This window comes from Enterococcus sp. DIV1279b (assembly GCF_050531515.1).
GTDB lineage: Bacteria > Bacillota > Bacilli > Lactobacillales > Enterococcaceae > Enterococcus_D > Enterococcus_D casseliflavus.
Window position 1 is genome coordinate 2,703,464 of the sequence record NZ_CP172891.1, and the last position, 24,978, is coordinate 2,728,441.

Genomic DNA, 24,978 nt, shown 5'->3' on the forward strand with positions numbered 1-24,978 from the left:
GCCACCTACACTTTCTCTTTGATATTTTTGCCGAGGATCCCAGCTGGACGAACCAACAATATAATTATTAAAATGACATACACTAAAGCATCCTTATAATCAGAAAAACCAAGCGCTGTCGCTGCTGTTTCCACCAAACCGATCACAAAGCCACCTAAGGCTGCTCCAGGAATGATCCCGATCCCGCCGAGAACCGCTGCAACAAAAGATTTCAGACCAGGAACGACGCCCATTGATGGATCAATGGAATTATAATACAAACCGATCAGCATCCCGCCAGCTGCAGCCAAAGCCGAGCCTAAGGCAAAGGTAAAGGAAATCGTTCGATTGACATTGATCCCCATCAAACGCGCTGCATCTGCATCAACACTTACTGCCCGCATCGCTTTTCCCATACGGGTCTTTTTCACGATCAATTGCAAGAGAATCATTAAGGTAACCGAAACAGCCAAGATCAATAACTGGACATTACTTACTTGAACAAACCCGATGGAATAAGTTTGTCGTTCAATCGCTTGCGGAAAGGGGCGCACATTGGCTGAAAAGAAAAAGATCATGACATTTTGCAAAAAATAAGAAACCCCGATTGCCGTGATCAGTGCCGAAATTCGCGTGGAATTGCGTAAGGGACGATACGCTAAAAATTCGATCGTTACCCCAAGAGCTGCACTGGCGATCATTGAAATGAACAACGCGGGGAAAAACCCTAATTGCCATTGATTGATCAAAAAGTAACCGATAAAACTACCGATCATGTAAACTTCTCCGTGGGCGAAGTTGATCAACTTGATGATGCCATACACCATCGTATAACCCAACGCTAACAAGGCATAGATACTGCCTAGAAACAAGCCGTTGATCAATTGTTGGATCATCATTTCCATATACTCACTTCCAATATCATTTATTATGGTCATTCTTTTAGAGAAAAGAAACTGAGACAAACACATCAGGTCTGTCCCAGTTTTCACTGCCAAACAACTGCGGGTTTTTTAAGGTTCCACAGTGTCTGCTGAGGTTTCTTTCCCGTCAGTCAATCCTAAAACAACTGCTGATTTTTCAGGGTTATGATTTTCATCCATCGTGATTTCACCGGTCACACCGACAAAGTCTTTCAGTTCAGACAAACCAGCTGCGATCGCCAATGAATCTGCTGAGTTTTGATCTTCGATCGCTTGTTTGATCATATAAACAGCATCATAGGCTAATGCATTAAAAGCAGAAGGTTCTTTGCCATATTTTTCATTGAAAGCTGCCACAAACGGCTCAACTTTGTCGTTTGCTGGTGCTTTGGTAGAGAAGTGACCTGTATAGTAAACATTGCTGACATTTTCTGCACCAGCTGTTTGAACCATTTTTTCATCACCGAATCCATCCGCACCAATGATTGCTTGATCAATTCCTAATTCTCGCGCTTGCTTGATGATCAAACCAGCTTCTGTGTAGTAGCCTGGAATGAACAAGACATCGAAGTCGACATCTTTGATTCTTGTAAGAACTGCTTGGAAATCTTTGTCGCCTTCGGTAAAGTTATCCTCTAAGACGATTTCGCCTGGGTAGCTTTCTTTAAATGCTTCCGTCAAACCAATTGCGTAGTCACTTGAGTTATCACCCAAGATTACGGCTTTTGAAGCATCCAAATTTTCTGCTGCATATTTTGCCAAGATTGTTCCTTGGAAGCTATCTTGGAAACAAGAACGGAATGCAAATTCTTGGACTTTTCCACTGGTGTAAGTAATCGCATCATCGGTACCTGAAGGAGTGACCATCGGTACTTGGGCTCTCGTCACATTCGGTAAAGCCGCTTTTGTGGCACCTGAAGTTGCTGGTCCAATAATGGCAACGACTTTATCGTTGGTTGCTAAGTTGGCTGCTACTGTCGCAGCTTCATTGTTATCTGATTTGTTATCTTTCGAAATGATTTCAATTTGTTTTCCAAGAACGCCGCCGGCAGCATTGATTTCTTCGACTGCCAAGTCGATCCCCTCTTTTTCAGCCGTCCCATAAGCAGCAACTGCTCCAGACAACTCTAAGTTGGCACCAATCTTAATGGTATCTCCCTCTTGTTTATTGCCACCTTCAGCAGCACCACTGCTATCCGTTGGTCCACCTGTTGGTCCTGCACTACAAGCTGTCAATAAAAACAAACTCGCAAACAAAAATGCAAATTTCTTTTTCATAATTTTCCTCTCCTTTACTTCCCCTGAATATGTTATCCAATATACTGAAAAATCTAGGAAATGTCAACGAATTATCAGAATATTTCACCTATTCAGAATTTATTTTTTTCGCCGATAAAAAATGGTGTTTTTAAAACATTGATCCAGCAACAATGGAATCGCTTTTCTAATTTTCGAATAAAAAGAAAAGCAAGCAAAGTTTTTTCCCCTTTGCTTGCTGCTGGTATGCTTTGATTCGCTACTTTTTTCATCAAACGGACGTTTGAAAACATTACATCCTCATGTTAGCAGCTGTTTCGTGGATACAATGCTTGAAAATTTGCCGCCGCCCCAACTAAATTGGCATCATTGCGATAGTCACATAGCTTGATCAGTGGGACGAAATCATTTAATGCTTGATCCGCCAACATTTTTTTCAAGCGCTGGTCAACTTCTTCTAACAAGCCTTTTTTGGCACTGACACCACCGCCGATAATGATCACTTCAGGATCAAAAGCAAACTGAATACTGAACAGTCCTTGTGCTAAATAGTTGTAAAATTTATTGACTTCCTCGATCGCAATGGCATCGCCATCTTCTGCACGTTGAAAGACCTCTTCACCGGTAATCGTCGTTCGATCCACTCCGATCCGATCACAATACCGCCAGGCCATCTGAACCGCTGTCCCTAGTTGCGAAAATGTTTTGCCTTGATCTAGGATCATCAACCCAAATTCGCCACCGTATAAATGTGCCCCACGGACTAGCTCACCATTTTGAAACAGGGTACCGCCAACGCCTGTTCCGATCACAACGAAGGCTGCTTGCTGATACTCTTTGCCCGCTCCTTGATAAAATTCAGCCATCCCAGCGCAATTGGCATCATTTTCGATGGTTACGGGTACCCCAAACGCTGCTTCGAGTTCTGAGTAAATATCAAACCCATGGATATAAGGGATCGCACTAATGCCGTCGATCCGCCGTTCTTGGGCATTGACCGCACCTGGCGCACTGATTCCAACGCCTTCAATCTCTTCATCTACACTTGCCCTCACTTGCTGCAGCTGTGCTTTCATTTCCTCCCAAGTATTTGGAGTAGTGAACTTCCCTTTACTCACCAAAGAATCTTGTGCCCAGACGCCATATTTTACTGCTGAACCACCCATATCAAAGACTAAAATCACCATTTTTTTCCCTCAATCCTTTATTATTCTGATACTGTCTATTTTACCGCAAGTCGGCGCTTGAAGAAAGCGATTTCCGAGGACAAGAAAAAACAGTCTCATTCACTTAGACTGTCTCTTCATCCATTAGAGTTGTTTTTCCAAAATCACTTGATCGAACAGCTGCTGCCCATTCTCAAAAATCGGTTCGACATAGTGGGTGGTGAAATAATTCTTCACCCGCTCTTTTTCAACATAGCCTTGCTTTTGGTACAAAGTCAAGGCTGCAGAGGGCAGACTACCAGTTTTGATCACTACGATCGGCCGTTTTGCCCCGAGGTGCTGACTGAGGATCGCTTCTTCGGCAGCTTGTAGCAATTGACGACCGATGCCCATTCCTTGCTTTTCTGGAGAAACAGCCACATTCATAATCTCCCAGTTCTTGCCTTGATTTTGATAAACTAACACACCAATCATTTCTCCAGCTTCTTCATAAACAAGTGTTTGGCTATTATATAGATAGCTTTCTACGACTGCTTTTTCAGGATCTGCATCCAGCAGCAACGCCCAAGGATACGCTTCATTAGGGGTGATTGGACGAATCATGGCTTTTTGGCTCCTTTTTTATATTTCTGTTGATTCCTTTTAACTTTTCCGATAACGGTACGTTGGTTTGACTTTGTCTTGCGTATTTCGTTTTAAAGTAAACGTCTGGGGTACGTAATCTATTCCGCCTTTTACAAAGGGATGGCAGCGTAAGATACGAGCTACCCCCATCAAACCTCCTTTGGCTGCTCCATGGACTTGGATGGCTTGGATCATGTATCCTGAGCAAGTCGGATAATAACGACAGCTAGGAGGAAATAATGGGGAAATAAAACGTTGATAGAAACGAACAAAGCCGATCAAAAGTTTACTCATTCCTTGCCAGCCTTTCTTTTTAGCGTACGATTCAGTAAAGATAGATAGAAAAAACTAGGACTCAGCACGTGGCGTAAGTCCTAGTTATCGTTTATTTCATAAACTCAAAGATATGATTCCAAAGACTTGGAGAGAATACTTTAAAAGGACTGCCGTCACCGATCACTCCATAGCCGATCATCGTTCCTGCTAGGAACAATAAAATAGCTAATAAAATGACGATTAGAATTTTTATCAAGCTAGTTAAAATATAACGGTTCAACTTCACTTTTTTTCTCTCCTACTCCTATTAGGCGTTAACTGGTACGACTTCTTCTACTGCGTCAGAAACTCGTTCAACAGATGCCCCTAATTGTTGCAATTTTTCGTGGAATTTGTAGTAGCCGCGATCCAAATATTTTAGATTGCGGACACGCGTCCGTCCCGTTGAACGCAGACCTAATAAAATCAACGCTGCTGCGGCACGTAAATCTGTCGCATAGACCAGCGCGCCTTGTAATTCATGACCGCCTTCGATCACTGCAACGTTGCCGTCAATTTTCACATGGGCATTCATGCGACGCATTTCTTCTAAATGTTGGAAACGATTCTCAAATACCGTTTCATTCACAACACTCGTTCCTTGCGCTAATAATTGAATAGCAGACATTTGCGCTTGCATGTCCGTAGGAAAACCTGGATGAGGCATTGTTTTTACATCTGTTGCCTTCAATTGTTCAGGTCCAACGACACGAATCCCTTCAGCGACTTCAGTCACTTCTGCGCCCATTTCGATCAATTTTGAAATCAATGGACGATTGTGCTCTGAGATCGCATCTTTAATAATAACGTCTCCTTGAGTCATCGCTGCTGCAACCATAAAGGTTCCTGCTTCGATACGGTCTTGCACGATCGAATGATCTACTGCATGCAGGTGTTCGACACCTTCAATACGCATCGTTTCGGTTCCTGCACCAAAGACCTTGGCACCCATTTTATTCAAAATGTTTGCTAAATCAACGATTTCTGGCTCACGAGCGACGTTTTCGATGATGGTGATGCCTTTAGCTTTTACGGCAGCCATCATGATATTTTGCGTTGCGCCGACACTTGGGAAATCCAAGTAAATGCTATTGCCTTTTAACTCATCGGCGATCGCTTCTATGTATCCATCTTTTTGGATGATTTGCGCGCCTAGTGCTTGAAATCCCTTCAAATGTAAATCAATTGGTCGTTTGCCGATTGCACAGCCGCCAGGCATTGCCACTTTGGCATGTCCATTACGGGCTAACAAAGGCCCCATGACTACGATTGAAGCGCGCATTTGGCTCACATATTCATACGGTGCTTCGATTGCTAATTCTTGTGACGCATCGATCGTCATTGTGTTGTTTTCTTCTTCAAAATCGATTGCGACATTTAAATGCCGAATCACTTCTTTCATTGTTAATACATCGGAAAGGATCGGTACATTTGTTAATGTCGTTGTTCCTTCTTCCGCTAATAAGCTTGCCGCTAAGATAGGTAGAACAGCATTTTTTGCCCCTTCGATCTTCACTGTTCCAGTTAATCGATTACCACCTTGAACGATCATCTCTTCCATTTATGTTCCCTCCAAATAATGCAGTGACTCACACAAATCTTGCCAATTATAGCATAATATTCGGTGTTTTTGCATATATTAATGAAATTCTTAAAAACCTGTTAAAAATAAATTACGACATAGCGCAATCAACTCAAGGAAAAAAGTACTGGCGGTGTAGCCTAATGCAATCGCAAGAAACACCATGACCATTCGTATCTGAGTCGTTCGTAAGGCTTTAAAAAAAGCATCGATCCGCACAGATTGCAATGCCCAAAATGCTAAATAGATGAACGCTAAATGACTCACGATTCGAATGATTGCATCAATTCCATACACTTGCATACTTTCTGCTCCTTTTTTCATAATTGAACATTCCTATCATACCACAAAGATGTCAAGATAAAAAATAATCTTTCTTGAAACCTTCATGAAAAGACTTTAAAAAGTTTTTAAAACGTTTTCTTGGAGAAACAAAAAAACAAAGGCAAGATGCCCTTGTTTTTTAGGAATGTTTTGACACGTTGATTCGATTGATGGCGCGGTGCAAAGCAACCGTTGCGCGCCGAAGCTGATCGATATCCTCGACTTGTTTGGCTTCTTCGATTTGGCGTTCTGCACGCTGTTTTGCTCTTTCTGCACGTGAAACGTCGATGTCACGATCACGTTCCGCACTATCGGCTACGATCGAGACAACATTGTCTCGCACTTCTAATATACCGCCGTTGACAGCGACCCAGTCGACATGGGTATCTGAATCGATCCGTTTGACCCGGACTTCATCAATCGTCAATGGAACGATGATTGGGGCATGGTGTGGCAAAATACCGATCTCACCATCTGTCGTACGTGCAACCACGATTTTCGCGTGATGATCGTAAACCAAACCAGCAGGTGTCACCACATTGACTGTTAAAAATTGATCCATGAGGTTCCCCTCTTTCTTCAAGGCTGGTTAATTAATAGCCAATTTTTTTCGCTTTTTCAATGACATCTTCAATTCGTCCAACACTGCGGAAGGCTTCTTCTGGAAGATCATCATATTTTCCTTCAAGAATCTCTGCAAATCCTTTGATGGTTTCTTCAACTGGCACATAAGAACCAGGTTGTCCCGTAAACTGTTCCGCTACGTGGAAGTTTTGTGACAAGAAGAATTGAATGCGGCGTGCGCGGGCAACTAAGGTTTTTTCATCATCAGACAGTTCATCCATCCCTAAGATGGCGATGATGTCTTGTAATTCCCGATAACGTTGCAACGCATGCTGTACTTCAGTCGCTACTTCATAATGTTTTTCACCAACGATTTCAGGTGCTAACGCACTAGAAGAAGACGCCAGTGGATCAACGGCAGGATAGATCCCTTGTTCGGTCAATTTACGTTCCAAGTTGGTTGTTGCATCCAAATGGGCAAAAGCAGTCGCAGGTGCTGGGTCTGTATAGTCATCGGCAGGGACATAGATGGCTTGAATAGACGTAACGGAACCTTTTTTCGTCGATGTGATCCGTTCTTGTAATTGCCCCATCTCAGTTGCTAATGTTGGCTGATACCCAACGGCCGACGGCATCCGACCTAGTAAGGCAGATACTTCAGAACCTGCTTGAGTGAAGCGGAAGATATTATCGATAAACAAAAGCACGTCTTGTCCTTCCACATCACGGAAGTACTCGGCTAATGTCAAACCAGTCAAGGCTACCCGCATCCGGGCACCTGGTGGTTCATTCATTTGTCCAAACACCATGGCTGTTTTTTCGATAACGCCAGATTCTTTCATTTCATTATAAAGGTCATTTCCTTCACGTGTCCGTTCACCAACACCTGTGAAGACAGAGATCCCACCATGCTCTTGGGCGATGTTGTGGATCAATTCTTGGATCAAGACGGTTTTACCAACACCGGCACCACCGAAAAGTCCAACTTTCCCCCCTTTTAAATAAGGAGCTAACAAATCAATGACTTTGATCCCAGTTTCAAGGATCTCCGTACTTGTTGACAATTCATCAAAGTCAGGTGCTTTTTTGTGAATCCCACTGCGGGCTGCCTCTTCAGGAAATGGTGCTTCTAAATCGATGGTATCGCCTAGGACATTAAATACCCGTCCTAATGTTTCTGTCCCAACTGGAACAGAGATGGAGGCGCCTGTATCGATTACTTCCATTCCTCGTTGTAAGCCATCTGTTGATTCCATGGCAATCGTACGGATAACGCCGTCGCCAAGTTCTAGGGCAGCTTCTAACACAACTTTTGTTTTCTGCTCATCTTTTTTGTAAACAATCAACGCATTGTTGATATCTGGTAATGATTGGTCTAGAGAGAATTCCACGTCAACAACGGGACCAATGACTTGAACAATCTTGCCTGAACTCATTCGTATTCCTCCATTCGTTCTTGAAACTATTCTAACGCGGATGCCCCCGCCACAATTTCAGTAATTTCTTGGGTGATCGCTCCTTGGCGCGCTCGGTTGTATGAGATCGTCAAGTCCCCAATAATATTTTTGGCATTATCTGTTGCTGTTTTCATCGCTGTCATTCCGGCAGCATGCTCGGCTGTTTTTGCGTCAACAATCGCACCATAAATCAAGCTTTCAGCGTATTGAGGCAGTAATTGATTCAAAATCGCTTCTCTGGAAGGTTCAAACAAGTATTCTTGTTCATAACTTTCGGCTTCTTCAGGATCTAAATCGGATATCGGCAACATTTTCTCCACACGAAATTGGCTAGTCAATGAATTGATGTGATGGTTATAACACACATATAATTCATCGAAGACTTCGTTTTGGTACATCGTGGTTGCCAATGTTACGATTTTACGTACCTCATCAAAGCTTGGTTGATCCGAAAGGTTTCTTAACTCGTACGCCAAATTGATGCCCCGTGCTTTGAAAAAGTCAGCGCCAGTTGCACCAATGGCAATCATGACATACTCTTCTTCTTTTGCATGGTCTTCATCCAGCATGGCCATCATTTGTTTTAAGATGGAACTATTATAGCCGCCCACTAGACCGCCATCAGAAGTGATGACGATATAGCCTGTGCGTTTGACCGGGCGACTAACCAACATACTGTTATAGTTCACACCATCTTTAGGACCAGAACCTGCAAGATCGGAAAGCTGCTGCGCAGTCAAATGCGTAACGATTTCACGTACTTTGTTGGCATACACTTGAAACTGTTTCGAATGAGCTTCAGATTTTGTTAATTTTGCAGCTGAAACCATTTGCATGGCCTTTGTGATTTGGCTGGTTTTCTTTGTTGAGGCAATTCGTTGCTTGATTTCATTTAATGAAGCAGCCATTTTCTCTCACCTCTTTTATGCGTTTTGCATTGTCGATATTTTATCTTGCGGTGTCACCCGAGAACTGTTGGATGCCATGAAAATATCTTTGAATGCTTTAATGGTGTCATCTAACAAGCTTTCTTCTGGCAAGTCTTTCGTTGTCCGAATGGTTTCAAAAATCGTTGCTGCGTTTGCTTCGATATACTCAAATAATTCTGCTTCAAAGTCCAATAGTTTATTGACAGGTACACTATCAATGAATCCATGCGTCAACGCATAAAGAATCACGACTTGTTTTTCGACTGCCAATGGTTCATGTAGTTTTTGCTTTAAGATTTCAACGGTGCGACGACCGCGGTTTAATTTGGCTTGTGTCGCAGCATCTAGATCAGACCCAAATTGTGTGAAGGCTTCTAGTTCGCGGTAACTTGCCAAGTCCAAACGCAAGGTTCCAGCAACTTTCTTCATCGCTTTGATCTGTGCAGAACCACCAACCCGTGAAACGGACAATCCAGCCGCTACGGCAGGACGCACACCTGAATAGAACAGGTCATTTTCTAAGAAAATTTGTCCATCTGTGATAGAAATCACGTTGGTTGGGATATAGGCTGAGATATCCCCCGCTTGCGTTTCAACGAACGGCAGTGCCGTCATTGATCCGCCACCTAGTTCATCACTTAATTTCGCTGCACGTTCCAATAAACGAGAGTGCAAGTAGAAGACATCCCCTGGGTATGCTTCACGACCTGGCGGACGGCGTAGAAGTAGAGAAAGTTCACGGTAAGCGACTGCTTGTTTTGATAAGTCATCAAAGACGATCAAAACATGTTTGCCGTTATACATGAATTCTTCCCCCATTGCTGCCCCGGCATAAGGCGCGATGTAAAGCAATGGTGCTGGTTGTGAAGCACCTGCTGAAACAACGATCGTGTAATCAAGTGCACCGTAACGGCGTAATGTTTCTACTTGTGCACGAACCGTTGAGTCTTTTTGGCCAATAGCGACATAGATACAGATCATGTCTTGCCCTTTTTGGTTGATGATCGCATCGATCGCAATCGTTGTTTTCCCGGTTTTCCGGTCACCGATGACTAATTCCCGTTGGCCACGTCCGATTGGCACTAAAGCATCAATAGCTTTCAACCCTGTTTGCATTGGTTCCGATACGGATTTCCGTTGCATTACACCTGGTGCGGCTGCTTCAACTGGGCGTGATTTGTCTGTTTCGATCGGACCTAAGCCATCGATCGGTTGCCCTAATGGATTCACTACCCGGCCAATTAATGCATCGCCGACAGGAACTTCCATGATTTTACCGGTTCGTTTTACTTTGTCTCCTTCACGAATGGTTTCAAAATCACCTAGGATGATGATCCCGACGTCGTTTGATTCTAAGTTTTGTGCCATCCCATAAGAACCGTTTGAAAACTCAAGCAATTCTCCACTCATGGCATTTTCTAAACCGTGGGCGCGGGCGATCCCGTCCCCAACATATGTGACAGTACCGATTTCTTCTACAGAAAGTTCGTTCTGATAATTTTTAATTTGCTCTTTGATCAAGGCACTAATTTCTTCTGCTTTGATGGCCATCCGATTCACCTCTTATCTCTTGTTTATCTGCCGATTTTTTGTCGCAGATAATCCAGTTGGCTCTTAATACTACCGTCGATCACTTGATGATTTGCTTCAACGATGACTCCGCCTAAAATCGTTGGATCGACCGTTTCTTTCAATTGTGCCTGCTTGTACCCAAGCTTATCGGCGATTTGCTTTTCGATTTTGCTTTTTTGTTCTGCTGACAAAGCAACAGCCGTTGTGATCGTTCCGAGAACAAGACCTTGATATTCATCGTAACGACGTTCGTATTCATCAATGATCAGCAATAGATCATCCATGCGATCATATTCATAAACGATCTCTAAGAAATTTCTGACCAAGCCTTCAAAGCCCTTCAGCAATTGATCGACTAATTGTCTTTTTTCATGGAGATCCAAGCGGTTATCCGTCACGATCTGACCGAATGTTGGAATCTCCTGATAAATCTGACGCAAGGTCATTAATTCTTGGTAAACTTCTGTCAAGCGCTGTTCTTCCATCGCCAATTCGAACAAGGCTTTTCCATAGCGTTTTCCCACTGTGAATTTATCGAGTTTCATTAACTGAACCCAATCCTTCGATATATTGATTGATTAGGGATTCATGATTTTCGGGAGTCAATTCGCGTCCTAAGATTTTTTCTGCGATTTGAAGCGAAAGTTCTGCAACATCATCTTTCACTTCTTTTAACGCAGTTTCTTTTTCAAGGGTGATATCTGAGTTTGCTTTTTCTTTCAAACGAGCCACTTCTTCTTTGGTCTCGCTCAAAATATTTTGTCGACTCAATTCCCCGCTATCTTTGGCGCTCTTGATGATCTCCGCAGCTTCAGAATGAGAACGTGCCAATTTTTCTTGGCGTTCTTTTTCTAATTTTGCTGCATTCAAGCGTGATTGTTCCGCTGAATCCAAATCATTGGCGATTTTATCTTCCCGTTTTTGCATCATGCTGCTGATGGCATCCCATGCAAAATGTTTCAATAAGAATAGCAAAAGAAGAATTGATCCGCTGACAACGATAATATTGCCAAGCATTGGATTTTGAACTTCCGCTATAACCAACTGATTTAGCATAACGATTCTTCCTTTCTGAAAGTCATTGTTTCATTAGAAAAAAGCAAAAACGAGTGCAATTGTTCGTTTCTGCCTTTTCGTGCTTGTCTTATCGGAAGACTAATAGCAGCGCGATAACTACCCCTAGAATCGGTACAGCTTCGACTAACGCGACCCCGATAAACATTGTTGAACGTAGTTGACCTGACATTTCAGGTTGGCGTGCCATTGATTCGATCGTTTTTGCGATTACTTGTCCGTTACCATACCCTGCACCAATTGCTGCTCCGATAATTGCTAATCCTGCTCCAATAAAGTTCATTCTTTTTTCCTCCTAATTGTATGTCGATTCGATTAATGTTCTGCCACGATTTTGTGGCTCATAAATACCATGGTCAATGTAACAAATACATAAGCTTGGATCGCTCCAATAAAGAGTGAGAAGCCAATCCAGATCATTTCTAGCGGCATCACGATCGGTAATGACCACCAACCAAGACTAATAAACATGTTGGCAATCAATCCTAATAACACTTCCCCCGCGAATATATTTCCATATAAACGCAAGCCTAACGTGATGACATTCGTAAATTCTTCGATGATTTTTAGCGGTAATAAGAACCCCACCGGTTTCAAGTACGAATTGATCAAGTAATTTTTGAAGCCCAACGACTTGATCCCAAAGAAATGTGTCAAGGAAATAACCATAAGTGCGAGTGTCAGTGTAACAAACGGGTCTGCTGTCGGACTTTTCCATAAGGTAATGTCATCTGTCGTCACGATTTTTGTGACTAACCCGATCTCATTTGCCACAAACACAAAAAGAAACATTGTTACACCGAGCAAATGAAAGTTGTTCACTTGAGATCCTGGTAGATTGTCCGCTACGATACCGCGAACAAAGTCAATGACCCATTCAATGAAGTTCTGCTTCCCTTTCGGTTTCATTTGCAGATTACGTGTACAAATAAAGACCACCAAAAAAACAATAATACAAGAAATGATTGTCATCATAGCTACAGTTCCATCAAACCATATAGGACCGATATGAAACATAAGCGATTTATCTTCCAATCTTTCTCACCTCTTTTCCTGTCATCTCCAGAAAAAAATCTGGTGTTACAATGCGTTTCCTCTCATAACAATCGGTATCATACCACCACGAATGGAAAATTTCAAAGCATTTTCAAGAAAATTAGACAAAAAACTCACAATGCCAAAAATCCTAAATTAAATGAAAAATTCCCGTGTCGCTATGTGGAAGAAAAAGCCTGTTATATCAACAGCTTTCCCTTAAATGCTACCAAATTTAGCGCGATTTTCAAAGCAATAACCTCTATCGGATTCTAAAAGAAGTTCTTAGAAAATTAGAAATTTCTAAGAACTCGGTCAATTTGTCTTTCTTGATCTTTGCGTTTCAAGGATTCCCGCTTGTCATATTCGCGTTTTCCTTTCGCTAAACCAATCAAAACTTTGGCATAACCATCCTTGATATACACCTTTAACGGAACGATCGTCATGCCTGTATTTTTTGTTTCGCCAATCAGACGAGCAATCTGCTTTTTATGCAGTAACAGTTTTCTTGTCCGTAGTGGATCATGATTAAAAATGTTTCCTTGCTCGTATGGGCTGATATGCACATTGACTAAGAATGCCTCACCATTGCGAATGCGTACAAAGCCGTCTTTCAAATTGATCCGACTGTTACGGATCGCTTTGATCTCTGTTCCCTGTAAGACGATCCCCGCTTCGATCGTATCGAGGATCGTGTAATCATGGCGGGCCTTTTTGTTTTGGGCGATTAATTTCCCTTCTCCTTTAGGCACGGGCCATCCCTCCAATTATTTTTTCTTGATTCCTTTGTAAAAAGGTTTTTTCTTTTTCACTTTGCCAGCTTTCTTTGACTTGCCTTTACCGGTTTGTTCAAAGCGTTTCCCTTGTTTTTTCTCAGGGTTGTGTTGTTTTTTCCCGCGACGGTTCGCTTCATTTTTTTGATGGTTGTTTCGTTTGTTGGCTTTTGGTGCTTGCAGTTTTTCGACTTCTTCTGCTGCTACCAATTCGAAATCGATCTCTCTTGTTTCAGGATCAGCTTTCACGACTTTGATACGAACTTTTTGACCAATTTTAAAGGTCAAGCCTGTCCGTTCACCTACAAGTGCCAGATGGTTTTCCAAATAATGGAAGTAATCTTGCTTCAGATTATTGATATGGATCAGCCCTTCAATCGTGTTAGGCAATTCAATAAACAAGCCAAACTTAACGACGGAACTGATGATACCGTCAAACTCTTCTCCTACTTTATCGGCCATATACTCAGCTTTTTTAAGCGCATCGACTTCTCTTTCTGCATCGACTGCTCGTCGTTCCATTTGGGAGCTGTGCATTGCGATGTCAGGCAAGATTTCAGCCCATTTGTTTTGGTTGGCTTCAGAGACATCTTCACTGTAAGAACGAATCAAGCGATGCACGATCAAGTCGGGGTACCGACGGATCGGTGACGTGAAGTGGGTATAATCTTCCGCTGCCAAACCATAGTGGCCGACGTTTTCTTCTGAATACTTCGCTTGCTGCATACTTCTGAGCAGCATCGTATTGACAACCATTGCCTCTGGCTTATCTGCGACATCTTCAACCACTTTTTGCAGTTGTTTTGGTGAGATCGAGCCGTTGGTTTGTTTGACTACAATCCCTAAAGCAGAAGCAAAATCAAAGAAGCGACGCATTTTCTCTTCTTTTGGTTCCTCATGGATCCGATAAATAAATGGTAAATGCTTCCGATTGAAATGGCGCGCCACGGTTTCATTGGCTGCCAACATGAAGGACTCGATCAATCGTTCGCCGACGCCACGTTCTCGCAGAACGATTTCTTGCGGGTGTCCTTCTCCATCGACCAAGACTTTCGCTTCGCGGTCTTCAAAAGAAACCGCCCCACGTCTGATCCGCATCGTTTCTAACACGTGGTGCAAGGCGGCCATATCATGGAACATCGGTACTAGTTTCGCATATTCTTTGCTGGTTTCTGGATCATTGTCTTCAATAATTTGATTGACTGCCTGATAAGTCATGCGGGCACTTGTTTGAATAATACTTTGGAAAATATTGTAATCCGTGACGATCCCCTCTTGGTTGATCCACATTTCACAGCTCATGGCCAACCTTGGGACATTCGGATTCAACGAACAGATCCCGTTTGATAAACGTTGTGGGATCATCGGGATCACTCGATCCGTTAGATAGACACTCGTTCCCCGCTCAAAAGCTTCTTTGTCCAACGCACTGTTTTCTGTCACATAATAAGAAACATCTGCGATATGCACGCCCAAATAGAAGCTGCCGTCAGGCAATGCTTTTACCGTCACCGCATCATCCAAATCTTTGGCATCCGCTCCATCGATCGTTACGATCTGTTGATCTCGCAAATCCCGTCGTTCTGGAAAGTCAGCAGGATCGATCGTATCGGGTACTGCATCTGCCGCTGCCAAGGTTTCTTCCTCAAATTTTGTGGGAATCCCATTCGCCACGACGATCGATAAAATATCCATTCCAGGATCGTTTTTATGCCCCACAACTTTTGTGATCAACCCCTCTAAGCTTTTCGAATAGCCTTTTTCTGGATAATGGCTGATCTCAACGATCACGATGCTGCCGTCTACTGGACGAATTCCTTGGGCGCCGATAAACACCTTTAAATCGCTTAGTTTTTTATCTTTAGGTTGAACAACGCCATATAGATCCGATTCTTCGATCTCTTTTTCGTCAAATAATGTAAACTCGCCGACCAACTGACTGATGGCGCGTTGCTTGATTTCTACGACCTTTCCCTCTGCGCCGCGATCTGAAAAAGGATCGGCAACATGCACGATGTCTACAGCAACGGTATCGCCGTCCATGGCATAGCCTGTTGCTTCTTTAGGGATATAAATATCGTCTTCTTCTTCATCCAACGTGACAAAGCCGAAGCCCCGCTCGTTGGCACGGAAGGTTCCTTCCACAAACACTCGTTTCATTGGTAATTTCACTTTGCCTTTTTTGTTAAAAATCACACTGCCTTCTCGTTCCATCGCCGCTACTGTCTGGACAAGATTCTTAAAGTCTGTACTTTTTTGAAGTCCTAGACCTTCAGCAATTTCTTCCATTGAAAAACTTTTTTTACGGCTTTCTTCGAGAAACTGAATAATTTTTGTTTTAATCGTTTCTGTCATAACTCACTCTTTCCAAGCAAGTGTTTCTAAGAAAGCAAACACATCCTGCTCTAATTTTTTCCGTTCTGGTCCAACTGTCACCACATGACCACTTTGAGGATACCATTGAAGCGTATAGGGAACATGGGACAATGCCGCTGCGGTTTTGAAAACCGTCTGTGGATCGATCATTTGGTCCCTTCCTGCTTGCGCCAGGAAGATTGGGCGCTCGATTTTTCCTAAATGCTCGGCTGTGGTTTGTCCGACTGTTTCGATTTCTTGCAGTTGTTCTCTGACCTTGCGAGGGACTTCTGCCAATATTTCTTTTTGGGTCGCCTCATCTAAATCAGCGTAGGGTATGACCATTTCAGCATACTTTTCAAAATTGACTGGTACTTCGTTCTTGGTTTCAAATAACGGTGAGCAAAAAAGACCGCCGCCCATCAATGTTGGGTCTTGCGTCAAACGATCCATCGCTAAAATCCCACCCATCGAAAGTCCAAGAACGGCAACTTCCTCATAGCCTTTTTCTTTCACATAAGCAACTGCATCCGCAGCATCCTGCTGCCAAACAGTCATTCCTTGATTTAAGATATCATCTGGATTCGGTGTACCATGTCCAGTAAACATCGGTGTATAAACCGTGTAGTCTTTTTGTTCTAACGAACGACAAAGCATGCGCACATCGTTAGGACTGCCTGAATAGGCATGGAACAAAATGACCGCTCGTTTGCCGTGTTCAGCAAAAACCGGTTTTGGTTGATTAAATGTTTTCATGTTTCCTTTCACCTCACGTCCAATTCTACCATAGTTAGCAAGAATACTTCGACAAATGCGATCAAAATCTTCCCGTTAAAAAGAAAAAAACCTCTCTTTACGAGAGGTTCGCTAACAAAGTGATTAGTTTGATGAAAGAAAAGCCAAAATAAAGAGCAAGACCATCCAAACAAAACCTAAAATGGCCGTTGAACGCTGCATCACCGCTTCAAATCCACGGGCTTTTTGCTTACCAAACAATTGATCTGCACCGCCAGTAAAGGCACTAGCTGCACTATTTTGCTTGCTAGGCTGCATCATGATCGTAATGACCATTAAAATCGAAATAACGATCACAGCAGTTAATAAGATGTTATACACGTTAGCTCCTCCTTGCTTGCTAAAGTCGTCCTTTCCATTTTAGCATTTTCCGCTGGAAATTACTACTCTCTTTTTGTCATTGACCGTTGCAGGACGGTTTAAAAAAAGACTGTCCTTTCTGACAGCCTTTTTCTCATAAATCACTTTCGTTCAAATCAGCGAACGAGTACGTCATCGTATTCTGGTTTTTCTTTGAACTCTTTGACCGCAAAGGAGCAGACAGGCATAATTTTTTTCTCTTCCCGTCTTGCTTTTTCAACAACCGCTTTGAGTAATTTTTGCGCCAATTGCTGGCCGCGATAATCAGGATTAACGAAGGTGTGGTCTACTTCTAGAACATCATCTGGCGTTTCTTGCCATGTGATTTCTCCCACCTCTTTTTCTCCATCATACAAAGCAAAACGTTTATTTTCTTCTTTGATTTCCATTGCTTTCTTCCTTTCTATCAGACGATGTCTGTATTTTGTTTGATATTCTCAATGAATTGCAAAACGGTTGGCCAATATTCTGGTGCATCTTTAATTGCCTGTAAATGTCCCATATTCGCAAAGAGGACTTTTTGTTTCGGTCCAGCCGTTGCTTCCATTAAGGTATTGATCTCTTTTTCCGAAAGAAACGAATCTTTTTCTCCTTGTAAAAACAGCACAGGTAAATGGTTGCTGCCGACTTGTCGGGTCACCGAGATCTGCAAGAAGGGATAACCGACTAATTGTTTGCTATAGCGATTCGCTAAGCGCAAAAAGCGTTTGATCGGTAACCGAGAAAATTGCGGCAAGCTTGATCGGATCGCACTGTAAACAGACGTATAGCTGCTGTCTGAGATCAACCCAGCCACTTGTACCGGCATGACTTCTCCGCTAGCCAGCAGCAAGGTCGCAGCCCCCATTCCTAAACCATAGAGGAAGATTTGTGTTTGTGGGTCTTTTTCCAAAATCTTATCGATCCACAAAAGCAGATCCATCCGATCTAGCCACCCTAAACCGATCTCTTTGCCTTCACTGCGGCCATGTCCACGCAAATCAGGAACTAAAACATTGTAACCAGCAGACCAGAATTTCTCGGCCGCATCTTGACAATCTGCTTGCCCATCACTGCGATACCCATGCAAGCAGATCACCCACGTTTTTGCACACTGATCAAAGACTTTCGCTGTTAGGATCAGATCATCGGCGGTCGTTACCGTACATTCCGAACCTTGTGCCCAAAAAGCCGAACTCTTTGTTGCGATCCGCTCTTTGTATGGAATCCCCAGTTTCTTTCTGCCTTCTTTTTCATACCATTCATTGTTTCGCATAATGATCGCCGAAACAAAATAGCGTACGCCCTTTTTCAAAACAGACGTGCGATATACATAGTACACCAAAAAACCAAAAATAAGCAGTAGTAGCAATAGCCAAACCATAGGATCCCCCCTTAATTTTAGTTTACCATTTACAATGGATTTCAGCCAAAGTTTTGTCGCATGTCTTAATTAAGTCCTATACTTTTAAAAAAACTTTGCCCTGACTTCTAGCAGAGAAGCAGGACAAAGTTTTGATTGGTTAACTATGTTTTCGTCGATAAAGTATCCCAACGCTTGTAACGAGTAAAATACTTCCAAGGATACTCCACACATAAGAAGAGCGCTCGTTTGTCTTAGGCAATCGTTTTTCAGTAGTCGCATGGTTTGCGTCATTCTTGTTGTCATCTTCCGGTTGTTTAGATGTATCTGGCTTTTTAGGTGATAACGGGACCTGCGGCTTTTTAGGATCACTCGGGGTTTTCGGTGTCTCTGGCCCTGTATAAGTGTTGACTAAGTTATAGCCATTTATTTTGGTGGTGTAATCTGGAACTTTTACTTCTTGGATCGTGTAGGTATAGGCTTTTCCTTCGGCATCGTATTTTGGCAGCTTATCAAAGCGATAGGTCCAGTTGCCTTCTTTATCTGCTTTTACGATTTGATTGTCGATCTCTTTACCGTTTTGCATTAATTCGACAGTAATACTTTCTGGTCGGATATTGAGCTGATTGTTGTTATCATTCCATGTTTTCGTACCTGAAACTGTTGTTGTTTCCGTATTGCGGTACGTATTGACTAGATCATAACCGTTGATTTCACTGGTGTATCCTGGAACATTTTCTTCTTGGATCTTGTAAGTATATGCTTTTCCTTCGGCGTCGTATTTTGGCAGCTTATCAAAGCGATAAGTCCAGTTGCCGTGGTTATCTGATTTTACGACTTGCTTGTCGATTTCCTTATCATTTTGTATCAGTTTGACAGTGATGCTTTCAGGACGGGTATTGAACTTATTGTCATAGTCATTCCATGTCTTTTTTCCCGATACTTCTGTCGTTTCAGTATTGCGGTAGGTGTTGACTAGGTCATAGCCATTTACTTTGGTGGTGTATTCTGGAACATTTTCTTTTTGGATCGTGTAAGTGTAGGCTTCTCCTACGGCATCGTATTTAGGCAGATTGTCAAAGCGATAGGTCCAGTTCCCATCTTTATCTGCTTTTACGACTTGCTTGTCGATTTCCTTATCATTTTGTATCAGTTTGACAGTGATGCTTTCAGGACGGGTATTGTACTTGTTGTCGTAGTCATTCCATGTCTTTGTTCCTGATACTTCTGTCGTTTCGGTATTACGGTAGGTGTTGATTAGGTCATAGCCATTTACTTTGGTGGTGTATCCTTCAACGGGTGTTTCTTGAATTGCGTAGTCATAGGTCTGACCAGATTCGTCGGTTGTTGGTAGATCGGTAAATTCATAATGCCATTCCCCCTCTTTATTTGGGGTAACCATTTTTGTTTGGAACACTTCACCGTTTTGCAGTAATTGAACCGTAATGCTTGTCGGACGGGTATTAAATTTGTTGTCATAATCGTCCCACGTTTTGGTTCCGCTGATTGTCGTTGTATCAAGAGACAGCAGGTGATTCATTGCAGCTAGTTTGATTATCGGTACAACCGTTTCATTGGCTTGAAGATCCCAGCGGTGGGTTTCCGCATTGACCAATACCGTATCAGCAATGATACTACCGTCAACATTTTGATGGACATCAACTGTATCACCAACAGCCAAAATCGTTCCTTGGAAGGGACTATTAATCGAAAGCATTTGATTTTCTGGCTGATTAATAAAATTCCATAGGATAACGGCATCATCAAAATCTTCTGTTTCATGACTATTGCGCGTCGTACCATCTGTATATTCTAGTTTGATTTGCGACTTGATATTAACGGTACTTGCTCCTTCAGTATCCACATTGATGAGTACAGGAGACGTGCCTTTTGTTAGCCCTTTGATGGTAATGGGTGTATCTTTTTCTAACTCTGTTTTTGAAAGAGTAACGACTACCTTTTGATCTTCCTCATCAATAGTGTCTGCCGAAAAGGAAATTGGTTTCTTGTCGATTAGATAACCGTCTGGCGCTTCTGTTTCAACAAAGGAATAGTCCCCTTCTGGAAGATCCGTTTCGATTACTTGTCCATCATCATTTGTGACCTCTTCATCAACCTCTTTATGTGTCTTTTTATTTTGAAGTTCGTAGACACCGTCATCAAGCGGGTTTCCTTGTTCATCCGTTAAGGTCAACACCACCTCTTGCGTATCATTTTCAGCACGGGCGGTATTAATGACCCGCTGATTATTATCAGTAAAATCTTTGGTTACACCGGGTGTTTGCGGATAGGCTCCTAGCCTTTCTGACGTCGCCTGTAACGTTGAAAATACCTTTTTAAAATCTATATACGGTTCACTTGCAGATTGATCTTGGAAAACTTCGGAAGTTTTCAAGTGATCCATTCTCTGTCCATTTACAAAAACGGCAGGTTGTTGATTTTGATCTGCTAAATCTACTGTGACTGATGGGCCAAAGACAACTTTGTTTTTTCTGCTATCAGTTCCTGACACAAAAGAAGAATTTGCGATCGTATTGACCTTTTGAATATAATTGATTTCTGTTGCCAACGAACCATCCTGAATACTGGTTCCAAAATTGACATTTCCATTTAGTTCTCCCACTGCTAAGTTTCCGTTCGTGTGGGTATTTAGCGTCGCATGGTTAGCAAAAATATGAAAATATTGGGCTTCTCCTAGAAGTGCGTCATCAACTTCTGGCACATCATTTTTAAAGCTGCCGCCACTTGATAGTTGTACAGCTGATGGCGCACTTACTTGTGTATCAGTCGTTGATTCTATTGCTGTTGATGCGGTAGTTGACTCTGCTTGTGGTTGTGGTTCGCTGCTTTTTGTTGCAGGCTGTTTTTCGGAAGCTTCTGTTTGTTCCTGACTGTCAGCAAGCACTGCTTCGGCACTCGTTGCTTCTGTGGATTGATTGTCAGGTAGAACAACTGCTACATCTGTTGTGTTGATAATGTCTTCTTTCACTTGTCCATTTTCTTCCTCTGCTTGAAGAAATGCGGATTTGATTGTCAATGTTTCAAGAGCTTTTGTTTGAAACGTTAGCGTCATTTGGCTAAAGGAGCTGCTAGTACTTTCTTCCATCAGCTGCTGTCTTTGCGGATCATATGTAAATGGCGTGCCGTTGCTTTGGATTGATTCTGGCAGAACCGTTCGTTCTCCTTCACTCAAGCTGAATGCCAGTTGATTAGCAGCAGATTGCTGATTCTTTTCTACCTCGATCGTCCAAGTGATTTCTCCTGTCGTAGGATTTGGTGATGAGGTCACTTGCGCTGTTCCTTTTTCATTTTGAAATAGGATTGTTTTAGGATTCTCCTCGGTGTCTGCATTGGCTGTGATGACTGATAATAAAGGCGCCAAATAGGATAACATAAGTAAGGACAGCATGAACATTGGGTAAGCTATTTTTTTCACATAAGTACACATTTCTCTTCCTCCAAACAACAAATTTTACTCAGGTGATTATCCTAATCGGAAAAAAGAGAAAATGCAAAATGACCCAAATTTTGATTCTGTGAGAAAAATGAGAGCAAAAACCGAAAAATGGGTCCTGCTCTCAAGGAAATTTGTGAAAATGAAATAGGATTTCTTTTGTTTGAAAAACAATAGAATATTTTTTTCATGATAAATACTCAAAATCCAGAAAGAATCTTTTGTTTGTGATAAAAGTTCTTTCATTGAAAACTCTTAAACACCAAGAGTGATTGGCTACTCGCTAAAATTTCACTTGTCAAAAAAAAATAATTGTAAACTGAAAATGAAAATTTTCATAAATAATCATATTATTTTCATTTTTGGTTACAAAAATTTTAGCAGATTCTTTAAAATCTTATTGTTATTTCCCCTCTATTAATAAGTTCTCTTAACTTTTCAACTTACATTCTATAGAAAAAAACTGTTCCTTGTTCATCTACTAGAAACAGATTTTTTCTATATAGCTTTCATTCACTTTTAATTACTAAAAGTTTGAACAATCTCCTCTTGATCAAAGTCACAAGCCACATCCAAGGACAAAGAATCTGCAGTAGCCAATGCACCCCATGACAAACAAAATCTTAAATCAGCTGGACTTTGATTCCCCTCAATATAATAAGCTGGGAATCCCGAGTCAGATCTGTCAAGTTGATATACACCCCCGGATTTTTTCAGGAAACACTCATCGTCATAATATTGAGTTACAGCAAAATTAAGGTTATTGGCAGATTTTTTTAACAAATATTGCGCGCCATAGTATCTTTGCCCACTAACGATTTCAAAATCACGGAAAGAGTGTCGAGGAAGATTCGTTTTTATCTCAAGTTTTCCCTTCCTTTTGATCATTTTTAAATTAGGCAATAAGATAAAGCGACCGATTATTTCGTTGACCCAATCTGGATGACTTTCACCGTAGTCACTCGAAAAATTGCTATGACCATCGATTACTTTAAAAGAAATCGGCTCCCCGTTAAAGGTTAACCACCAGTTGCCAACAGTTGTGGGTAGCAACTGTTGACTATAAAGATCGCCAAACGATCTGTCTGGTCTTTCATCACATGAATCAGACACAGCTATATCCTTACAATGCTTTTCTATATATACCAATAGATCTGTATCGTCTGTAACGACAGAATATGAGCTACCATCATCAATGATTAATTCTAAGCTGCCTAATGTATGCTGAATGTACGGAAGATCTACATCACGATTCCAGCCTTCCCACTCAGGATAAGAATCAAAGATCAAAAGATCATCCAAAGAAATGCTGGGTAAAAAACCAGTTAGCACCCCTTCATAAAGATAAGTATCTTTGATTGCATCCAATAAATTATGGCCGCTCAGCCAAATAAGCGACTTTCCATTTTTCTTCTTTTCAATCGAATGCAAAATACTTATGTCACCTGAATAATCGGTAATCAGCCAATTATACTGGAGGATCACTTCTTTTGGAAATAGGTCAATAATTCCTGCAGCCGAAACAATATGTTCTACTTCCTTTGATACTACATTATTTATGTACAATTTTTTCATCAGCGTTCTCTCCTAAAATACTAAGTTTTCCTATAGTCTATCATACAATTAGCATACCGATAAAACTCGTAAAAAAGTCCCCCCATGTCAATTACACATGGGGGGACTCTACCATAATTTCAGTACAGTCAAACGAAAATGTTTGATCAAACTAAAATTATTTATTTTTTAAGTTGTAGAAAGCTTGCAAGCCTTTGTATTCAGCAACTTCACCAAGTTGGTCTTCGATACGTAGTAATTGGTTGTATTTTGCAATACGGTCAGTACGTGAAAGAGAACCAGTTTTGATTTGGCCAGCGTTTGTTGCAACTGCGATATCAGAGATTGTTGAATCTTCTGTTTCACCTGAACGGTGAGAAACGACTGCAGTGTAACCAGCTTCTTTCGCCATTTCGATAGCATTGAATGTTTCCGTCAATGTACCGATTTGGTTAACTTTGATCAGGATTGAGTTACCGATACCGTTTTTGATTCCTTTTTCAAGGATTTCAGTATTTGTAACGAACAAGTCATCCCCTACTAATTGAACTTTGTCGCCTAAGCGTTCAGTTAATAGTTTCCAACCATCCCAGTCGTTTTCATCCATACCGTCTTCGATAGTGATGATTGGGTATTTGTTAACTAATTCTTCTAAGTAGTCAACTTGTTCAGCAGCAGTACGTTTTACGCCGTTTTCGCCTTCAAATTTAGAGTAGTCGTAAACACCGTTTTCGTAGAATTCTGATGATGCACAGTCAAATCCTAGGTATACATCTTTACCTGGTTCTAAACCAGCAGCTTTGATTGCTTCTAAGATTGTTTCAACACCGTCTTCAGTTCCTTCAAAACGAGGAGCGAAACCACCTTCGTCACCTACTGAAGTTTCTAAACCACGTTTAGACAAGATTGATTTCAAAGCGTGGAATACTTCAGTACCCCAACGTAAGCCTTCTTTGAATGTAGGTGCGCCTACAGGCAAGATCATGAATTCTTGGAAAGCGATTGGTGCGTCAGAGTGAGAACCACCGTTGACGATGTTCATCATAGGAGTTGGCAATACTTTTGTATTGAATCCGCCTAAGTAGTGGTATAAAGGTACTTCTAGGTAATCAGCAGCTGCACGAGCAACAGCGATAGAAACACCAAGAATCGCGTTTGCGCCTAATTTGCCTTTGTTAGGAGTTCCGTCTAAAGCGATCATTGCTTTATCGATAGCCATTTGGTCACGTACATCGTAGCCGATGATAGCTTCTGCAATGATGTTATTTACATTGTCAACTGCTTTCGTTACACCTTTACCGCCATAACGAGCTTTGTCGCCATCACGTAATTCAACTGCTTCGTGTTCACCTGTTGAAGCTCCTGAAGGAACCATTCCGCGGCCGAAAGCACCTGATTCTGTGTAGACTTCTACTTCGATAGTTGGGTTACCACGTGAGTCTAAGACTTCGCGTGCGTAAACATCAGTAATAATTGACATGTTTTGTCTCTCCTTTGAGTTTGTTTTATCTTAAGGGGAAAGCCCCTTGCGAACAACTTAATTG

General features: G+C 41.9%; 25 protein-coding genes. All 25 read right to left on the reverse strand.

Annotated elements, in window-relative coordinates; all coding sequences use genetic code 11:
- Positions 1-5 precede the first annotated feature (5 nt).
- The 25 genes from IGI71_RS12830 to eno all read right to left on the reverse strand — a co-directional run bounded on the left by IGI71_RS12830 (position 6) and on the right by eno (position 24,914).
- Complete coding sequence (locus tag IGI71_RS12830; RefSeq protein WP_005228742.1) at positions 6-884, reverse strand: branched-chain amino acid ABC transporter permease; 879 nt, start codon at positions 882-884, stop codon at positions 6-8.
- A gap of 108 nt (positions 885-992) precedes the next feature.
- On the reverse strand, positions 993-2,180 hold the full coding sequence (locus tag IGI71_RS12835; RefSeq protein WP_010749790.1) for an ABC transporter substrate-binding protein: 1,188 nt from the start codon (positions 2,178-2,180) through the stop codon (positions 993-995).
- A gap of 284 nt (positions 2,181-2,464) precedes the next feature.
- A complete protein-coding gene (locus IGI71_RS12840; protein WP_231434759.1) occupies positions 2,465-3,346 on the reverse strand; it encodes an ROK family protein in 882 nt (293 codons plus the stop codon).
- A gap of 123 nt (positions 3,347-3,469) precedes the next feature.
- Positions 3,470-3,928 (reverse strand): GNAT family N-acetyltransferase, encoded by a 459-nt coding sequence (locus tag IGI71_RS12845; RefSeq protein ID WP_061053131.1) that lies wholly within the window; start codon positions 3,926-3,928, stop codon positions 3,470-3,472.
- Between the two features lie 39 nt (positions 3,929-3,967).
- Positions 3,968-4,243, reverse strand: a complete 276-nt coding sequence (gene yidD, locus IGI71_RS12850; protein ID WP_008380886.1) for a membrane protein insertion efficiency factor YidD — start codon at positions 4,241-4,243, stop codon at positions 3,968-3,970.
- Between the two features lie 91 nt (positions 4,244-4,334).
- The gene (locus tag IGI71_RS12855; RefSeq protein ID WP_005228723.1) at positions 4,335-4,511 is read right to left on the reverse strand and encodes a DNA-directed RNA polymerase subunit beta; all 177 of its coding nucleotides are present in this window, start codon (positions 4,509-4,511) and stop codon (positions 4,335-4,337) included.
- Positions 4,512-4,532: 21 nt separating this feature from the next.
- A complete protein-coding gene (murA, locus tag IGI71_RS12860; RefSeq protein ID WP_005228721.1) occupies positions 4,533-5,825 on the reverse strand; it encodes a UDP-N-acetylglucosamine 1-carboxyvinyltransferase in 1,293 nt (430 codons plus the stop codon).
- Positions 5,826-5,915: 90 nt separating this feature from the next.
- Entirely contained in the window at positions 5,916-6,149 is a 234-nt protein-coding gene (locus IGI71_RS12865) for a DUF1146 family protein (protein ID WP_008380880.1), read from the reverse strand.
- A 160-nt stretch (positions 6,150-6,309) separates the two neighbouring features.
- On the reverse strand, positions 6,310-6,732 hold the full coding sequence (locus IGI71_RS12870; protein WP_005228716.1) for a F0F1 ATP synthase subunit epsilon: 423 nt from the start codon (positions 6,730-6,732) through the stop codon (positions 6,310-6,312).
- Positions 6,733-6,763: 31 nt separating this feature from the next.
- On the reverse strand, positions 6,764-8,170 hold the full coding sequence (gene atpD / locus IGI71_RS12875; protein WP_231434760.1) for a F0F1 ATP synthase subunit beta: 1,407 nt from the start codon (positions 8,168-8,170) through the stop codon (positions 6,764-6,766).
- Positions 8,171-8,196: 26 nt separating this feature from the next.
- Complete coding sequence (locus tag IGI71_RS12880; protein WP_010749796.1) at positions 8,197-9,099, reverse strand: F0F1 ATP synthase subunit gamma; 903 nt, start codon at positions 9,097-9,099, stop codon at positions 8,197-8,199.
- A 15-nt stretch (positions 9,100-9,114) separates the two neighbouring features.
- Positions 9,115-10,671, reverse strand: a complete 1,557-nt coding sequence (gene atpA / locus IGI71_RS12885) for a F0F1 ATP synthase subunit alpha (protein WP_005228708.1) — start codon at positions 10,669-10,671, stop codon at positions 9,115-9,117.
- Between the two features lie 23 nt (positions 10,672-10,694).
- Complete coding sequence (locus tag IGI71_RS12890; RefSeq protein WP_010749797.1) at positions 10,695-11,237, reverse strand: F0F1 ATP synthase subunit delta; 543 nt, start codon at positions 11,235-11,237, stop codon at positions 10,695-10,697.
- Positions 11,224-11,748 carry a F0F1 ATP synthase subunit B gene (gene atpF / locus IGI71_RS12895; protein ID WP_005228706.1) on the reverse strand — a complete coding sequence of 175 codons (525 nt, stop codon included), beginning with the start codon at positions 11,746-11,748 and terminating at the stop codon, positions 11,224-11,226. The genes IGI71_RS12890 and atpF overlap by 14 nt, the downstream gene beginning before the upstream one ends.
- Positions 11,749-11,836: 88 nt before the next feature.
- Complete coding sequence (gene atpE, locus IGI71_RS12900) at positions 11,837-12,049, reverse strand: ATP synthase F0 subunit C (RefSeq protein ID WP_005228705.1); 213 nt, start codon at positions 12,047-12,049, stop codon at positions 11,837-11,839.
- A gap of 32 nt (positions 12,050-12,081) precedes the next feature.
- Positions 12,082-12,801 (reverse strand): F0F1 ATP synthase subunit A, encoded by a 720-nt coding sequence (gene atpB, locus IGI71_RS12905; protein ID WP_008380872.1) that lies wholly within the window; start codon positions 12,799-12,801, stop codon positions 12,082-12,084.
- Between the two features lie 293 nt (positions 12,802-13,094).
- Entirely contained in the window at positions 13,095-13,553 is a 459-nt protein-coding gene (gene smpB, locus IGI71_RS12910) for an SsrA-binding protein SmpB (RefSeq protein ID WP_008380870.1), read from the reverse strand.
- A gap of 15 nt (positions 13,554-13,568) precedes the next feature.
- Positions 13,569-15,929: a ribonuclease R gene (gene rnr / locus IGI71_RS12915; protein WP_231434761.1), complete on the reverse strand. Its 2,361-nt coding sequence runs from the start codon at positions 15,927-15,929 to the stop codon at positions 13,569-13,571.
- A 3-nt stretch (positions 15,930-15,932) separates the two neighbouring features.
- Positions 15,933-16,685, reverse strand: a complete 753-nt coding sequence (locus tag IGI71_RS12920; protein WP_231434762.1) for an alpha/beta hydrolase — start codon at positions 16,683-16,685, stop codon at positions 15,933-15,935.
- Positions 16,686-16,808: 123 nt separating this feature from the next.
- A complete protein-coding gene (gene secG, locus IGI71_RS12925) occupies positions 16,809-17,045 on the reverse strand; it encodes a preprotein translocase subunit SecG (RefSeq protein WP_005228700.1) in 237 nt (78 codons plus the stop codon).
- Between the two features lie 155 nt (positions 17,046-17,200).
- Complete coding sequence (locus IGI71_RS12930) at positions 17,201-17,473, reverse strand: GNAT family N-acetyltransferase (RefSeq protein WP_015510184.1); 273 nt, start codon at positions 17,471-17,473, stop codon at positions 17,201-17,203.
- A gap of 17 nt (positions 17,474-17,490) precedes the next feature.
- Positions 17,491-18,447, reverse strand: coding sequence for an alpha/beta hydrolase (locus IGI71_RS12935; RefSeq protein WP_430615778.1), 957 nt, complete (start codon positions 18,445-18,447; stop codon positions 17,491-17,493).
- 139 nt (positions 18,448-18,586) lie between these two features.
- Positions 18,587-21,874 carry a Cna B-type domain-containing protein gene (locus tag IGI71_RS12940; protein WP_311902455.1) on the reverse strand — a complete coding sequence of 1,096 codons (3,288 nt, stop codon included), beginning with the start codon at positions 21,872-21,874 and terminating at the stop codon, positions 18,587-18,589.
- A 525-nt stretch (positions 21,875-22,399) separates the two neighbouring features.
- On the reverse strand, positions 22,400-23,455 hold the full coding sequence (locus IGI71_RS12945) for a hypothetical protein (RefSeq protein WP_231434765.1): 1,056 nt from the start codon (positions 23,453-23,455) through the stop codon (positions 22,400-22,402).
- A gap of 157 nt (positions 23,456-23,612) precedes the next feature.
- Positions 23,613-24,914, reverse strand: coding sequence for a surface-displayed alpha-enolase (eno, locus tag IGI71_RS12950; RefSeq protein ID WP_005228686.1), 1,302 nt, complete (start codon positions 24,912-24,914; stop codon positions 23,613-23,615).
- Between the last annotated feature and the right edge of the window lie 64 nt (positions 24,915-24,978).